Raw genomic sequence first — 14771 nt, 5'->3', positions numbered from 1 at the left:
GGGATGAAAACGGTTCAGGACGCACGGAAGTCTACAGGCTGCTTCCCCTTCTCCGAAGTTCCTTCCGCGAAACCAACACCGGCTCGCGCCGAGGCCGCGCCAGCCACAACGCCAACATCACCAGCCCCACCGCCCCGGACGTGGTTCCGCTCGTACTGCACCCGAGGCCCCGCCCATCTTCACCCGGCTCGAAGGTCAGGGATGACACCCCACTCGTCCCGAGGGAAATCGGTGTGATGGCCTGCCCGAGCACCTGCTGCGAGCCCGCGGGCGACACCGTCGCGCCACACTCGGACGCGGTGCCGTACACGCGGATGCGGAACGAGCTTCCTGGATTTCCGGAGATCAGCGCGGCGAGCCACGTGTTACCGCCCAGCGTGACGTCACGCGCCACGAGCGACACGGTGGGCTTGAAACGGGACGGGTCGACGATTTCACGCCCGTCCAGCCACACCCACCCGGACGTGGCGCGCTCGCCGCTGTAGCCGTTGTCGACACACATCACCCCGGCGCCCTTGCCGTGGAAGCCCAGCGAGACGGCGTTGGGCTGTCCCGTGGTGCGCGCGACTTCCAGCGCGGCGAGCAGCGGCGTCTTCCCCGGCTGCTTGCACACCTCCTCCGCCGTCCGAGTCGGCGCGGGCGAGGCCGTGGGCGAGACGTCGCACGGTCCATCCCGGGGGAGCTGGAAGGTGAAGCTGTGCACGTCGAAGTCACCGTTCTTCGACACCGTCCACACCACGCGCACGGTGCCGTCGTCGGACACGCTCAGGTCGTTGAGGTTCTCGTTGTCCGGCGAGTCGGTGAGCAGATACAGCGTCTGCGTGTCGAGGTTGTACAGCGCGATGTCGAAGTCGCCCTTGGCCGGGTCCCTCCGCTCGAAGGCGATCAACGAGCCGCTGATGCTGGGGTTCGCATCCAGTCCCGGCAGCGCGAGCCGCTGCTCGGTGCCACCGTTCACCGGCTTCCAGTAGATGTCCCGGTCCGAGGCCCCGTCGACGGTGCGCGTGCTCGCGTAGACGACGAGCTCTCCGTTGGTGTCCGGCTGGGACTCCTCGCCCTCGCTGCCGGTGAGCGCCTGCGAGTAGAACGCGGCGCCCTCCCGCCGCGCGCGCCAGATGTCGCACTGCAGGCCCTCCGCGTTGCACTTGGCCCAGACCACCGTCCGGCCGTCCGGCGCCACCGCCGGCGTTCGGTCCAACATCCGGTCCTCGGTGAGCCGGGTGAGCGTGCCCTGGTCCAGGTCGTAGAGGGCGATCTCCGGCTCGAGCGTGCTGCCCGTGAAGCCGAAGTCCTGCCACGCCACGGTGCGCCCGCCGATGACCGCCGCCCTGCGGCTGCTGCCCGGCTGGGGCGCCAGCTCCCGCGCCGGCAGCCCCGCGCCCACCTGGTACGTGTAGATGGCGCTGGAGGCGCTGACGCGGGTGAAGACCACCGTGTCCCCGCTGATGTCCGAGACGAAGTCGAACGCGCCCTCGTTGGGGATGGCCGCGTCCTCGCCGGACACCAGGTCGTGGTAGCGAATCTCGCTGCGGCCTCCGGACTCGTTCGTGTACGCGACCAGCGCGCCGCTCACGTGCGGGTCCGTCTGGTCTCCGGGGCTGTCGTTCACCACCTTGGCGAAGCCGGACAGCGTTCCCACTTCGGGGGTGTCCGCGGAGGCCAAGGCAGGGAGCAGGCACGTCACGAGGGACAGAGCGCGCAGCATCGGAAACCACCTTCCCGGAAGGACGCTGGAACCACAGACCCATGCCCGCACAAGGCAGCAGTGGGCCCGGAGTCCTCCCCGGAGCTGGTTCCCCACGGCAACCACGGCCGGCCTTGCTTCGGGCCCCGCGGCTTTGCGCACCAAGGCTTTCGCCCTGGATTGCCCTTGAACAGGAATGACTTCGCGACGAAGTCTAGGGAGACCCCCTGCCAGGGGTCAAGCCGACCGCCTGCCAGGACGCTCGGGGTTTCAGGGGCTTGAATCGTTCGCCTGATTCCAGATGTCCGAGTCCGTCTTCAACGGCGGCGGGCGCGTGTCGACGATGACCTCGGCCTGCTCGCGTTGTTCGACACGACCGACGCCCACGGCCCGCACGTCCACGGTGTTGGCGCCCTCGCGCAGCTTCACCTTGCGCTCGAAGCGGCCCTCCGCGTCGGCGAGCACGCGCACGTCGTTGACCTGCACACGGCTGCCCGGCGTCGTCTGGCCCCGCACGACCAGGTCCTTCTCGCGGCGCGTGCGCTCGGAGGGCCAGTCCACCTTGAGCAGCAGGCTGGTGGGGACGGCCGCGGGCTCGGACGGCGCCTGGCCGGGGCGCACCACGGACTGCTGGCCCGCACGGACGATGACGACCTTGCCCTGCCCCAGCAGCGTCACCTCGCCCTCGCGCGTGCCCACGGCCACGGTGCCCTGGCCGTTGTTGCTCATCGTGAAGGCACCGGACTCGTGCAGGGTGGCCACCGCGTCGCTCTGCGCGGCCTTCACCTCGAAGGTGTGGCGCTTGCCGGGGCGCACCACGGCGGTGGCCATGCCGCTGGCGAGCAACAGGCGCGACGCGGACTTCGTCAGGTCCTCCACGGACACCTCGGTGCCCGGGTCCATGCGGAACTCCACCGCCTCGCCGCCGATGAGCACGGCGTACGAGCCGTCCTCCGTGCGCACCTTGTCGTGGCGCCTCAGCGCCATGCCCACGGACGCCTTGCGCCACGCGCCGCTGCCCTCCTTCACCTCCACCGTGCCGGTGACCTCGGTGAGCTCCAGCTCCATCGCCTTCTCCACCACCGGCGCCACCACGGGGACGACGGGCGGGGGCGGCGGCGTCGGCGGCGCGGGAGGCTGGCGCAGGAAGAGGAACCAGCCCAGGGGCAGGGCCGCGAGGATCAGCACGAGGCCGACGTAGAAGGGCGTCTGGCGCCGATGAGTGCGGGGCTCGGCCATGGAGTCCTCCTAGCTATCACAGGCCGCGTGGGATGCTCAGGCCCTCGGCAGCTCCACGGTGAAGCAGGCCCCCTGCCCCACTTCCGAGCGGACGCTGAGTGTTCCTCCCGCCTCCGTCACGACGCGCCACGACACGCTCAGGCCCAACCCCACGTTGGACCACACATCCTTCGTGGTGAAGAAGGGCTCGAAGATGCGCGGGCGGATGTCCGCGGGGATGCCCTTCCCCGTGTCCTCCACCTCCAGGAACGTGCGCCCGTCGCGCTCACCGGTGCGCAGCGTGAGCCTGCGCGTGGGGGACTTCATCATCGCGGTGCGCGCGTTGGACAACAGGGCCAGCACCACCTGCGACAGGTGGCCGGGGTCCGCGCGCACGCGGCCCATCCCGGGCGCGAGCTTCGTCTCGAGCGTCACGCCGTCGCTGAGGATCTGGTGCTCGGTGAGGCTGAGCGCATCGCGCACCACGGCATTGAGGTCCACGGGGCGCAGGTCCGGACGCTCGCGCTGCTGGGAGAAGCGCAGCAGGTTCTGGGTGATCTCCTTGCAGCGCTTGGCGCTCTGCTCGATTTTGCGCAGCGTATCCAGGTCGGGGTCCGCGGAGCCGCGGTCCAGCATGAGCAGTTGCACGTTGCCGAGGATGCCGGCCAGCGGGTTGTTGATTTCGTGCGCCACGCCCGCGCCCAGCTGTCCCACCGCCGCCAGCTTCTGCGCCTCGAGCAGCTGGGCCTGGGCGCTCTTGAGCTCACCCGTGGCCTCCTCCACGCGCACGCGCAGCTCGTCGTTCCATCGCAGCATCCGCGCGCGCGCCGCCTCCAGCTCCGCGCCCATGCGGTTGAAGGTGTTGGCCAGCTCGCTCAGCTCGTCCTGCCCCTCCACCTTCACGCGCTTGTCCAGCTCCCCCCGGCCGAAGGCCTCCGCGCCCTGGACCACGTCCTCCAGCCGCCGGTTGAGCCGCCGCGTGAAGAGCGCACCCAGGCCCAACAGGACGAAGAGCGCGCCGCCGATGGAGAAGAGCACCGTGCGCCGCATGGCCCGCACGGGCGCCAGCGCCGCGGCCTCGTCCACCTCCACCACCACGTCGAAGCGCAGGCCTCGCGACACGCGCGCCACGCTCACCCGGCGCGGCGGGTCTTCCAGCCGGAAGCTGCGCACCACGTCCGGCTCCGGCGCCGTGGGCGCGAGCAGGTGCGCGGCGACCTCCGGCGAGAGCGTCACCATCCGCCGCTCGGGCTCGGAGCTGGCGAGCACCCGGCGCTCCTCGTCCACCAGGTCCACCCGACCCAGCGCGCCCGGAGGACGGCGGCGCAGCGCGGCCTCCAGCGGACCGAAGACCACCTCCGCCAGCGCGAACGGCGCGTCCTCGCCCTCGGCCAGCTTCACGGCGACGGCCACCGCCGCCCGGCCGCTCTCCGCGTGCACGTACGCGCCGCCGAGCGCCGCCTGCCCCTTGCCGCCGCCCCGCAGCTGCTGCACGGGCACCGAGCCCACCATCCGCTCGAGCCCCGTTTCACGGAAACCGGGGTGCCCCTCCGTATCCCGGGGGCGGAACACGGGCGCGCCCACCGGCTGGCCCCGCGCGTCCAGCTTGAGCACGGCGCTCACGGCCTGGGACTGGCCGTAGAGCAGCCGCAGGCCGCCCACCGTCTCCGCCTCCGTGGCGGCCTGCCAGTCGATGAGCTCCGCGGAGCGCGCCAGCGCGTCCACCACCTCCATGAGGGTGGAGCCCACGGCCTCCGCCGCCGCGGCGGCCTGCGTGCGCTGCTCCGCGTCGATGCGGGCGACGAGCTCCGCCTCCGCGCGCGACAGCAACAGGAAGCCGACGGCGGCCAGCGGCAGCACCGTCGCCGCGAGCATGAACAGGACCAGTTGCTGGTAGAGCCTCACCCGGCGACGGAGCGTACCACCTGCTCGCGGTCACTGCGCAGGTAGACGGAGCCCTGGATGGCCTTGGCGCGCTTCTTCATGTCGGCCGCCCGCCGGGCCAGCTCCGCGTGGTCCTGGGTGCCGTCGGTCATCACCGCGACGATGGACACGCTCATGATGGGGAAGCGCCGGCGCTCCCCGAAGCGGTCCTCCGCCTCGATGTGCCCCCGCTCCCGGTCCTGCCGGTCGTAGTAGAGCGGGATGATGCGGTCGAAGGTCTCGATGGCCGTCTGGCACACCCGGTCCACCGACTCCGGCGAGGCGATGAAGACGAAGTCGTCCCCGGCCACATGGCCCAGGAAGTCCCCGGCCACGCCCTCCTGCGCGAAGATCTCACGCATCAGGTCGCCCGTCTGACGCACGACGCCGTCCGCCTTCGCGAAGCCGTAGTAGTCGTTGTAGGCCTTGAGGTTGTCCAGGTCCAGGTAGCAGAAGGCGAAGGGGCGCCGGGCGATGAGCCGCCGCTGCACCTCGCGTTCAATCGCGGTGGAGCCCGGCAGCTGCGTCGTCGGCGAGGCCGACAGCTCCTGCTCCTTGCGGCGCAGCACGCTCTCCACCCGCGCGCCCAGCTCCAGCGCGTCGAAGGGCTTGGTGAGGTAGTCGTCGCCGCCCAGCTTCAGCGCGCGCACCTTCGAGGACGTCTCCGCGCGCGCGGAGATGAAGATGACGGAGATGTGACCGCTGGCGCGCTCGGCTTTTATCTCCTCGAGGAAGAGGAACCCGTCGCCATCCGGCAGCGTGACGTCCAGCAGGATGACGTCCGGCCTGCGCTCGCGCAGGGCGCGCCGGCCCTCCTCCAGCGAGCCCGCGACCGCCACGTCGAAGCCGATGTTCTCCAGCACCTCGCGACAGATGGCGGAGATCTTCGAGTCGTCGTCCACCACCAGCACGCGCCCGTGCGCCGGGCCCGCGCGGCCGCGCACCAGCGAGTCCACCGTGGCCAGCAGCTTGTCCGGCGTCAGCGGGCGCACCAGGAACGCGTCGGCGCCGGCGCGGAAGGCGCGCTGGCGCTCGTCGAACGCGGACGTGAGCAGCAAGGGCGCGCGCCGCGTCTCCGGGTCGTGCCGGAGGATCTCCGCCAGCCGCAGGCCGTCCACGTCCGGCAGGCGCACGGACACCAGCACCATGTCCGGGTGGTGCTTGCGCGCGCTGGACAGGCCCTCCTCGGCGTTGAACGCGAGCCGCACCTCGTAGCCGCGCGCGGACATCAGCGCCTTGGCGATGTAGCCCACCTCGTGCTCGCCCTCGATGACCAGCACCCGCCCCCGGCTCTCGCGCCGCTTGGGGGACTGGGCCTCGGCGGCGTCGTCCGACTGCCGCAGCTCCGCGGGAGGCTCGGTGGGCAGCACCGCCATGAAGCGCACGCCGTCCACGCACGGCTCGCACCAGATGCGCCCGCCGTGGGCCTCCACGATGTTGCGGCAGATGGCCAGGCCCAGGCCCGTGCCGCGCACGGTGCGGTTGGCCTTGGTGCGCGCCTGCTCGAAGCGGTCGAAGATGCGCTCCAGGCTGTCCTCGGCGATGGGGTCTCCGCTGTTCCAGCAGGAGAGCACCACGTAGCCGGGCAGGCTGGACGTGGCGTGCAGCTCCACGCGCACCTCGCCGCCCTCGGGCGTGAACTTCACCGCGTTGTTGAGCAGGTTGTTGAGGACCTGGTTGAGCCGGTTCGGGTCCGCGATGACGCGCAGCGGGTGGCGCGGAAGCCCCGGCGTCACCTTCACCCGCTTCTCGTCGAAGGCCGGGACGTACTTCTCCACCACGCGCTGGACCAGCTCATCCAGGTACGCGACCTCGAAGTTCATCCGCAGGCGGCCCTTGGCGAACTTCGACAGGTCCAACAGGTCGTCGACGATGGTGTTGAGCTTCTCGGTGGAGTCGCGCGCCAGCGACAGGTAGCGGCGCTGCCGCTCGTTGATGTCGCCGGCCATGAAGTTGAGCACCAGGTCCAGCGCGCCGGAGATGGACGTGAGCGGCGTGCGCAGCTCGTGGCTCACCATGGAGACGAACTCGTCCTTGCGCTCCTCCAGGCGCTTCTGGTCGGTGATGTCGCGCAGCACCACGCACACCCCGCGCAGCGTGCCGCGCGCGTCGCCCACCGGCGTGGTGGTGGTCTGCACGTGCCGGTCGAAGAGCTTCACCTCCTCGCGCAGCACCTGCGTGCCGCTGTACTCCCAGCCGCGCACCAGGTGGAACGGCTGGAAGCCCAGGCGCTCCTCCATCATCCGGCTGGTGTGCTCCGCGGGGTCGTCCCCCACGTGCAACAGCCTTCGCGCCGCCGGGTTCATCACCACGATGTCGTTCTTCTCGTCGGTGAGCACCACGCCGTCGGCCATGGACTCCACCATCCGCTCCATGCGGTGGCGGGCCTCCTCCTCGGCCGAGCGCAAGGACTGGATGGCGTCCGCCGTCTGGTTGGCGAGCACGTCCAGCAGCACGCCGTCGTCCTCGGTGAACGCGTCCGAGCGCTGGCTGAACAGCGACAGCATGCCCACCGGACGCCCGCCGGCCACCAGGTTCACCGTGAGCTGGCTGGGGTAGACCGCCGGCGCCGCCGCGTCCTGCGTCGTCGTGCCCGCCACGCGGGTGATGACGCGGTCCTCCGGAAGCAGCAGGCCGGAGCTCTTGCGGTACGCGCCGAGCATCGACTCCTTCACGCCCAGCAGCGCCTGCTCCCCCACCGTGCCGTGACAGCGCAGCCGCAAGGTCGCGCTGCGCGACTCGTCCGGGGCGATGAGCGCCGCGCCGCAGTCGTACGGCAGCACCCTGGCCACGGCGATGAGCACGCGGTCGATGATGTTGTCGTAGCTGGCCGGATCATTCGCGCTCGCGCGGCTGACCTCGTAGAGGACGAACAGGGCCTCCACGCGCTGGTGGAGCTGGCGGATGAGCCGCTCCTTGTCGCGCCGCAGCTGCGTGTACTCCACCGCGTTCTTCACGGTGATGAGCAGGTCGTTCACGTCCCAGGGCTTGGTGATGTAGCGGTACACCTGCCCCTGGTTGATGGCCGCGATGAGGTCATCGGGGTCCGTGAAGCCCGTGAGCAGGAGCGTGGTGACGTCGAAGCCCTCGGCGCGTGCCGTCGCCGCCAGCTCGATGCCCGTCATCTCCGGCATCCGCTGGTCCGTGACGAGCACGTCCACCGTCTCCCGGCGAAGCACTTCCAGCGCGGCCTGCCCGCTCAGGGCCGTGAGCACGCGATACCGGCGCTGGAACATCCGGGTGAGGATGTCCAGGACGTCGGCCTCATCGTCGACGAAGAGCAGCGTGTGGCGGAGTTCGGACAAAGCGGGCGGAATTGTACGTCGAGTTCGTCCACTACCCTCAAGAACTGAGAATGCCGAAAAGATGGGCACGCACTCCAGGTGCGCGGTGGGACACTGAACGAATTGACTCTACACGTCTGTTCAGGGAGAGTGGACACTGAAAGCCTGTTGCCTGGGCAACCGCCCTGTAGCAATCAGGCCCGCCGAGCGAGGGAGCGCATGGAAGAGCTGACGGACCGCCAGCGCGAGATTCTCAGCTTCATCGTGAAGGAGACGGAGACTCGCGGATTCCCGCCCACCATCCGGGAGATTGGCGAGCACATGGACATCCGCTCCACCAACGGGGTGAACGACCACCTCAAGGCGCTGGAGCGAAAGGGCTACCTGAACCGGGGCGAGCAGCAGAGCCGCTCGCTGGTGCCCACCAAGCGGGCCCGGCTGCTCTTGGGCCTGGGCGCCAAGCGCGATGCGGGCATGGTGGAGGTCCCCCTGCTGGGCAAGGTGGCCGCCGGCGCGCCGCTGCTCGCGCAGGAGCACATGGAGGACTCGGTCAAGATCGACAGCTTCCTTTTGGGAGGCGTCAACGGCCGGGAGGTCTTCGCCCTGCGGGTGAAGGGCCAGTCCATGATTGACGACGGCATCCACGACGGCGACTACCTCTTCGTGAAGAAGACGCCGGCCGCCCAGCCGGGCGACATCGTGGTGGCGCTCATCGAGGACGAGGCCACGGTGAAGCGCTACTACCCGGAGGGCGACCGCATCCGCTTCCAGCCGGCGAACGCGACCATGCAGCCCATCTACGTGAGCCGCACGGAGTTCCGCTCGACGATGATCCTGGGCCTGGTCGTCGGCGTGTACCGGAAGATGCAGGGCGGACGCGCGTAGCGGCCTTGCGTGCTCCTGGGCTCCCCGTGGAGCTCAGGGGCACTTCTTCTGGGCGGGGTCCGCGGCCAGCGCGCGGGCACACGCGGTCTGCTGGAGCGCGACGTCCTTCAAGTCTCGCGCGAGGCGCGCCGTGGTGAGGTGGAGCTCCGCGTCCTTCGCCATGTCCTTCTCGGCGCTCAGGTTGCCGAGGATGCGCAGCGCATCCGACTTGCGCTCCATGGTGACGAGCAGGTCCGCCAGCTCCCGCAGCTCACGCACGTCGTTGCCCTGCACGGACTCGAGCGCGGCGGCGAGCTCCTGCTCCGCGCCCTCCTTGCTCTTCATCGCGAGCTGGATGCGCGCCAGCGCCACGTGGACGATGGCGCGGTCCTTCACGCGCAGGGACTCCTTGTACGCGGCGATGGCGTCGCCCGGCTTGTCGAGCTGCAGGTGGATGGTGCCGACCAGCTCCCACAGCGTCGGGTCTCTCGGGGACTTGCTGGCGGCCTCCTGGTAGGCGGCGGCGGCCTCGGGCAGCTTCTTGGCGCGCACGAGTGAGTCCCCCAGGGTGGTGAGCACGCCCACGGTGCGCACCCCCTCGTTGGCGGACTTCTGCGCCAGCGCCAGGATTTCCGGCTCGCGCCCCTGCTTCGTCAGCACGTCGACGGCGCGAAGGATGAGCTCGGACTTCGCCTCCAGATGGGAGGCGACGTTGGCGGCGAGGATGAAGTGGCGGACGGCCTCCTCGTGCTCGCCCTTCTTGAAGTGGATTTCGCCCAGCTGCTCCAGCGCGTTGGCGTCGTTGGGGTACAGGCCGATGGCCTTGCGCAGCGAGCTCATGGCCTCGTCGGTGCGGCCCAGCTGGGCCTGGACGAAGCCCAGGCGGCTCCAGTTGGTGGAGCGCTTGGGCTCCAGCTTGAGGGCGGCCTCGAACTCGGTGGCGGCCTCGGAGATCTTCCCCATGGAGAGGTAGACCTCGCCTCGGGCGGCGGGCAGCCGGGGGTCATTGGGGGCCAGCTTCTGCATCTCGTCGAAGGACGCGAGCGCGGCGGTGAACTGGCCCTGGAGGTACTCGGCGGTGCCCTTGATGTAGAGGCCCTCCGCGTGGTCCTTGGGCGTCACCGTGGGGCGCTCGTCGCACGCGGCGGCGGCGAGCAGGGCAATCAGCGGGAAGGCGCGCAGGCGCTGGAACATGAGGGGCTCCGAATCCTAGAAGTGGTACGCGATGCCCAGGTTGAGGTCCAGATTGAGGCCATCGCCGAGCTGGGATTCCGCCAGGCCGAGCACCGCCTGGGCGACGTTGGTGCCCGCCTCCAGTTGGACGCCGACGTGGCCGGCGATGAGGTACTCCAGCCCGATGAAGCCCACGACGGTGGGCAGGGGGCCGGTGGACTGGAAGATGCCGAAGTCGCCGAAGGACAGCTGCACGCCCAGGCCGAAGCCCCAGTACGGGCGCAGGGACTTCTCCACGTTGTGGTAGTGGCGCGCGCCCACGACGCTGGGCAGGACGTTGAGGCCGCCCTTGGCGCCCTCGGTGGTGGACTGCACGTAGGAGAAGCCCACCTGGATGAAGCCGAGCCACTCGGGGTGGAACCAGTAGCCCACCTCCACGTCGGCGCCCGGGTTCAGGGTGGCGAGCTTGTCGACGAAGTTGTTGTTGATGCGCAGGCCCAGGGACAGGCCGCCGCCGCCCGTGCGAGGCGCGCCGCCAATCAGCGGTCGGGCACCGTGGTTCTCGCCGGGGTTGACGAGCTCGGCGACCAGCGCGTCGGCGATGGCGTAGACGGTGGGGAACAGCGTGTCGGCCTCGGGGGACTCGGCGCGCGGCTTCGCGAGCGTCAGCCCCGCCTCCGTGTCCACCAGTCGGGCGGTGAGCAGGTACGAGTCGCCGAAGCGGTCCACGCGGCCGGACACGACGTAGCGCGCGCCGGTGAGGGTGGCGAGCTGCTGGAGGCACGGGCCGACGTCGCATGTCTCGAGCTCGGCGAGCTGGCGGCGGCGCTCGGCGTCGAGGGACGCCTCGAGGTCGCGCTGGGAGATGACCCAGAGGCGGGGTGACTCGGCGAGGCGCGCGGTGATGAGCGAGGTGACGCCCGTCACCGAGTCCCGCGCGGAAGGATTGGAGTCGAACGCGAGCACCGCGACGCTCATCGGCGCTTCGTCTGGAGCGGGAGCGGACGGCGCGGTGACGGCGGGAGCTTCGGAGGCCGGAGGCGTTGGGGCCGAGCCCACCTGCGGAGCCTCGGGGGGCGGCACCGACGCCACGGGGGACTGTGCCCACGCGGAGGGAGCAAGGACGAGGAGGACCACGAGCTGGGCGAAGACGCGCGACACGGCGCGGGACTCTACCCTTCCCCGGCCCCCACCCGGAGGGCCTGCCCGGTCTCGATGGAACATTCTCACGGGAACCCGCCCCCAGCAGGCGACGAGGCGAGCCCCGCCCTCCCCGGCCAGGCGCTCACAGGCTGGGCATCGGCCCCAGGTAGTCGAGCGGGTCCACGGGCTTCCCATCCAGCCGCAGTTCGAAGTGCAGGTGCGGACCGGACGTCTTGCCGGACTCCCCCACCGTCGCGATGACCTGCGAGCGGCGGACCTTCTGCCCCGTGCGCACGCGCAAGTCGCGGTTGTGCGCGTACAGCGTGATGAGCCGGTTCTCGTGCTCGACGATGACGATGTTGCCGTAGCCGCGCTGCTCGCCGGCGTAGAGCACCGTGCCCTCCTGCGCCGTCTTCACCGGCGTCCCCGAGGGCGCCGCTAGGTCGATGCCGTCGTGCGGCTCGCGCCCCTTCTTCCCGAATCTCCCGTACAGGACGCCCTTGAGGGGCCAGTCGATCATCCCCTGCGTGGCCAGCCGGGGCCGCGCGCCCGGACGCGACACGGGTCGACGCGGCGGCTCCTCGCGCCGCGCCACCACCGGCCCACCGCGACGGGGCGGGGTCTCCACCGAGGTGCGCACCGGCTCCGGGTCCGCCTCCGCCGCGATCGTTTCCGGCGCATCCACCGGCACGCGCCGCTCCACGCCCGGAATCGTCAGCTCCTGGCCCACCGCCAGCGAGCGCACGTCCTTGATGCCGTTGGCGGACTTGAGCTCGTCCACCGTGAGCCCGTACGTCTTGGCGATGCGGTACACCGTCTCGCCCGCGGCCACGCGGTGGCGCACGGCCACCAGCTCCGGCTCGTCGTGCGAGGAGCGCAGCGCGAACGGGAACGCCCCCGACTTCGGCGGTGGCGCTTCGCCCGACGCGGCGGACGCACCGGCTCCGTCACCCGAGACGGCCTGCGACCTGGTCTCCTGCACCAGCGAGAGCTCCGTCCCGGAGGAAGACGCCCGGGGGCCCACGCAGCCCGTCACGACGACGGTCGACAGGAGGAACAGGAGCGCCCTGGCCGCTCGGATGCAGATGCCGGGCCTCAACGCTAGGCACCATCCGGCTCGTGTCGGGCGAAGCCCTGGAGGTTCCACCCTCCCAGGTCCTCGAGGCGACCATGGTCCGTCAGGTCCAGGTGCAGCGGCGTCACCGACACCCGCTTCGCCAGGTGCACGGCGTTGCAGTCGCTGCCCGGGATGTCCTCGTGCTGATAGTCGCTGCCGCCAATCCAGTAGTACTTCCGGCCGCGAGGGTCCTCCTTCTCCACCACGCCGTAGCCGTACGAGTGGCGCCCCAGCCGCGTGACGCTGTAGCCCTCCGGCTCCACCCCACCCGGGATGTTCACGTTGAGCAGCATCCGCTTGGGCAACGGACGCGACAGCGCCTCCGTCACCAGCGCGCGGGCGAACCGGGCCGCGGGCGCGAAGTCGAACGTGCCCCGCGCCACGAGGCTGAACGCGATGGCGGGCACCCCCAGGAGGGCCCCTTCCATCGCCGCCGCGACCGTCCCCGAGTAGGTGACGTCTTCGGCCAGATTCGAACCGTGGTTGATGCCGGACACCATGAGCGTGGGGCGATCATCCTTCAGGAGATGGACGATGGCCAGATAAGCGCAGTCGGTCGGCGTCCCGTCGATGGCGAACCACCGCTCGCGGACCTCCTTGATGCGCAGGGGCCGGTGCAGGGAGATGGCGTGGGACGCGGCGCTCTGCTCGCGGTCCGGCGCCACCACCCAGACCTCTCCCAGCGGCGTCACCGCCTCCACCAGCGCCTGGAGTCCCTCGGAGAAATAGCCGTCGTCGTTGGATACGAGAATCCGCGGTTTCCGCATGGCCGCGCGGTTGTAGAGGAGCCCTCCGGAGTGGGCAAGCACACTCGGGGACCGCGCTGCTACAGTGTCCACCCGCCGAATGCCGCCGCCCCGTCGCCGCAATGCCCCTCAGGGGCCTGATCCGCTCCTCGCCCAGCGACGCAGGGGCGCCCTGCTGGGGCTCGCCGTGGGCAACGCCCTCGCGGTGCCCACCGCGCACCGGCCCCTCCACGCGCCCGCCTTCCCCACCCTGGCGGACGGCATCTACACCGCGATGTCCGGTGGAGGACCCCAGCAGCTGCGCAAGGGCCAGGTGACGGAGGAGGTCCACCTGGCCTGCGCCCTGGGCCACAGCCTGCGGGACTTCAAGCGCTACGACGCCGCGGATGCCCTGCGCCGCTACCGCGCCTGGCAGCCCCACGCCTTCGACGTCAGCGAACCCCTCAAGGAAGTGTTCGAGGAGTGCCAGTCCGGCCTGCCACCGCTCGGCGCGGGCCGCCGCGTATGGCTCCGGGGCCACCGCAAGGCCGTGGGCGCCGGCAGCCTCGCGCGCGTCGCCCCCCTGGGCGTCTACCTGGCGAGCGACCCGAAGGCCCGCACCCAGGCCTCGCTCGAGGACTCCGCCCTCACCCACTACGACCCACGCTGCCAGCTTGCCTGCGCGAGCCTCACCGCCGCCATCGCCAAGGCCGTCACCAGCGGCGCGGAGCTCAAGCTCGAGGACGTGCTCACCGCGGCGGAGTCCGGCCTGCTGCTCGCCGGCGCGGCGCTCGGCCGCTCCGCGCCCGACTACGTCCAGGAGGTGGCCTTCGCCCAGCAGCTGCTGCGCGAGGACCTGGCGCGCGCCCGGGACGACGACCCGCGCCTGTACGGCCCGGAGCTGCACGTGCACCGCGCCCAGCACGCCATCCACGTCGCCTTCCGGCTGGCCTTCTGGGAGCTCCTGCACGCGCCCACCGCCCAGGCCGCCCTCATCGACGTCATCCACCGGGGCGGAGACACCGAGGTCCACGGCGCCGTCACCGGCGCGCTGGTGGGCGCCTTCCACGGCGAGGAGGCCCTGCCCGCCGAGTGGAGGAAGCACGTGCTGGAGGCCCTCTCCACCCAGAAGGGCCCCCTGTGGGACGTCTACCACCCCCGCCACCTGCTGGGGCTCGCGGCCACCTGAGGGCCGTCCCCGCCCGGGCCCAGGATGCACGAAGCCCGCGGTGGACCGTCCTCATCGGGACGTCCGCCGCGGGCTCCTGGCCACACGACGCGGCCATGGGGCCGCGTGAGGTTGTCTCTTCACGAGAGCATGTCGATGACCACCACGCCCCGCTGGGGCTTCTCTTCCTCGGTCTCCGTCCGTCGCCGAGGGCGGTCGTCCGGCATGGGCAGCGGCAGCTCCACCACGGGCCTGTCGTGGTCCTCGCGGCGGCGCTCGCGGCGCTTGATTTCCTCGATGATGAAGGCGTCGAGCATGGGTCTTCCGTCTCCCCTCAGCCTACGTACCCCGATGTACGCCCGCCGTCCCGCCCGAAAAGCGCTTCGACTTCCACGACACTCAGATGCAAATTAAGAACCCCGGTTCCGCACTGGGTACGCTGCCGCCATCTCGCACGGTTGCTCGTCCGCCA

Annotated in this window: 11 protein-coding genes and 1 riboswitch; of the genes, 2 read left to right on the top strand and 9 right to left on the bottom strand. The window is 70.8% G+C overall.

The window, feature by feature from the left end:
- Positions 1-31: 31 nt before the first annotated feature.
- The 4 genes from K8625_RS39600 to K8625_RS39585 form a co-directional block, all read right to left on the bottom strand.
- A complete protein-coding gene (locus tag K8625_RS39600; protein ID WP_223785629.1) occupies positions 32-1705 on the bottom strand; it encodes a hypothetical protein in 1674 nt (557 codons plus the stop codon).
- A gap of 93 nt (positions 1706-1798) precedes the next feature.
- A riboswitch (cyclic di-GMP riboswitch) is annotated at positions 1799-1879 on the bottom strand.
- 75 nt (positions 1880-1954) lie between these two features.
- Complete coding sequence (locus K8625_RS39595; protein WP_223785628.1) at positions 1955-2923, bottom strand: FecR domain-containing protein; 969 nt, start codon at positions 2921-2923, stop codon at positions 1955-1957.
- A 36-nt stretch (positions 2924-2959) separates the two neighbouring features.
- Positions 2960-4807, bottom strand: a complete 1848-nt coding sequence (locus tag K8625_RS39590; protein WP_223752010.1) for an ATP-binding protein — start codon at positions 4805-4807, stop codon at positions 2960-2962.
- Positions 4804-8130: a response regulator gene (locus K8625_RS39585; RefSeq protein WP_223785627.1), complete on the bottom strand. Its 3327-nt coding sequence runs from the start codon at positions 8128-8130 to the stop codon at positions 4804-4806. Before K8625_RS39585 ends, K8625_RS39590 begins: the two co-directional genes overlap by 4 nt.
- 198 nt (positions 8131-8328) lie before the next feature.
- Between K8625_RS39585 and lexA the strand changes: the two genes are divergently transcribed.
- Positions 8329-8994, top strand: coding sequence for a transcriptional repressor LexA (gene lexA, locus K8625_RS39580; RefSeq protein ID WP_046714584.1), 666 nt, complete (start codon positions 8329-8331; stop codon positions 8992-8994).
- A 33-nt stretch (positions 8995-9027) separates the two neighbouring features.
- On the opposite strand, the gene K8625_RS39575 is transcribed toward lexA, so the two are convergent.
- The 4 genes from K8625_RS39575 to surE all read right to left on the bottom strand — a co-directional run bounded on the left by K8625_RS39575 (position 9028) and on the right by surE (position 13173).
- Complete coding sequence (locus tag K8625_RS39575) at positions 9028-10167, bottom strand: lipopolysaccharide assembly protein LapB (RefSeq protein ID WP_223785626.1); 1140 nt, start codon at positions 10165-10167, stop codon at positions 9028-9030.
- Positions 10168-10182: 15 nt separating this feature from the next.
- Entirely contained in the window at positions 10183-11307 is a 1125-nt protein-coding gene (locus tag K8625_RS39570; protein WP_223785625.1) for a hypothetical protein, read from the bottom strand.
- 124 nt (positions 11308-11431) lie between these two features.
- Complete coding sequence (locus K8625_RS39565; protein ID WP_223752014.1) at positions 11432-12388, bottom strand: peptidoglycan DD-metalloendopeptidase family protein; 957 nt, start codon at positions 12386-12388, stop codon at positions 11432-11434.
- Between the two features lie 2 nt (positions 12389-12390).
- Positions 12391-13173 carry a 5'/3'-nucleotidase SurE gene (surE, locus tag K8625_RS39560; RefSeq protein ID WP_223752015.1) on the bottom strand — a complete coding sequence of 261 codons (783 nt, stop codon included), beginning with the start codon at positions 13171-13173 and terminating at the stop codon, positions 12391-12393.
- A 79-nt stretch (positions 13174-13252) separates the two neighbouring features.
- Between surE and K8625_RS39555 the strand changes: the two genes are divergently transcribed.
- A complete protein-coding gene (locus K8625_RS39555) occupies positions 13253-14320 on the top strand; it encodes an ADP-ribosylglycohydrolase family protein (RefSeq protein ID WP_223752016.1) in 1068 nt (355 codons plus the stop codon).
- A gap of 119 nt (positions 14321-14439) precedes the next feature.
- Here the strand turns inward: K8625_RS39555 and K8625_RS39550 are convergent, their stop codons facing one another.
- On the bottom strand, positions 14440-14616 hold the full coding sequence (locus K8625_RS39550) for a hypothetical protein (RefSeq protein WP_194869062.1): 177 nt from the start codon (positions 14614-14616) through the stop codon (positions 14440-14442).
- Positions 14617-14771 lie beyond the last annotated feature (155 nt).

The organism is Myxococcus sp. AS-1-15 (assembly GCF_020037055.1).
In the GTDB taxonomy this organism is placed as follows: domain Bacteria; phylum Myxococcota; class Myxococcia; order Myxococcales; family Myxococcaceae; genus Myxococcus; species Myxococcus fulvus.
Note: the sequence above shows the minus strand (reverse complement) of the source record. Positions and strands in the feature narration are given on the sequence as shown.

Coding starts and splice junctions, on each gene's coding strand:
- surE (WP_223752015.1), bottom strand. CDS start 13,173: ATGCGGAAACCGCGGATTCTCGTATCCAACGACGACGGCTATTTCTCC.
- K8625_RS39575 (WP_223785626.1), bottom strand. CDS start 10,167: ATGTTCCAGCGCCTGCGCGCCTTCCCGCTGATTGCCCTGCTCGCCGCC.
- K8625_RS39550 (WP_194869062.1), bottom strand. CDS start 14,616: ATGCTCGACGCCTTCATCATCGAGGAAATCAAGCGCCGCGAGCGCCGC.
- K8625_RS39555 (WP_223752016.1), top strand. CDS start 13,253: ATGCCGCCGCCCCGTCGCCGCAATGCCCCTCAGGGGCCTGATCCGCTC.
- K8625_RS39595 (WP_223785628.1), bottom strand. CDS start 2,923: ATGGCCGAGCCCCGCACTCATCGGCGCCAGACGCCCTTCTACGTCGGC.
- K8625_RS39600 (WP_223785629.1), bottom strand. CDS start 1,705: ATGCTGCGCGCTCTGTCCCTCGTGACGTGCCTGCTCCCTGCCTTGGCC.
- lexA (WP_046714584.1), top strand. CDS start 8,329: ATGGAAGAGCTGACGGACCGCCAGCGCGAGATTCTCAGCTTCATCGTG.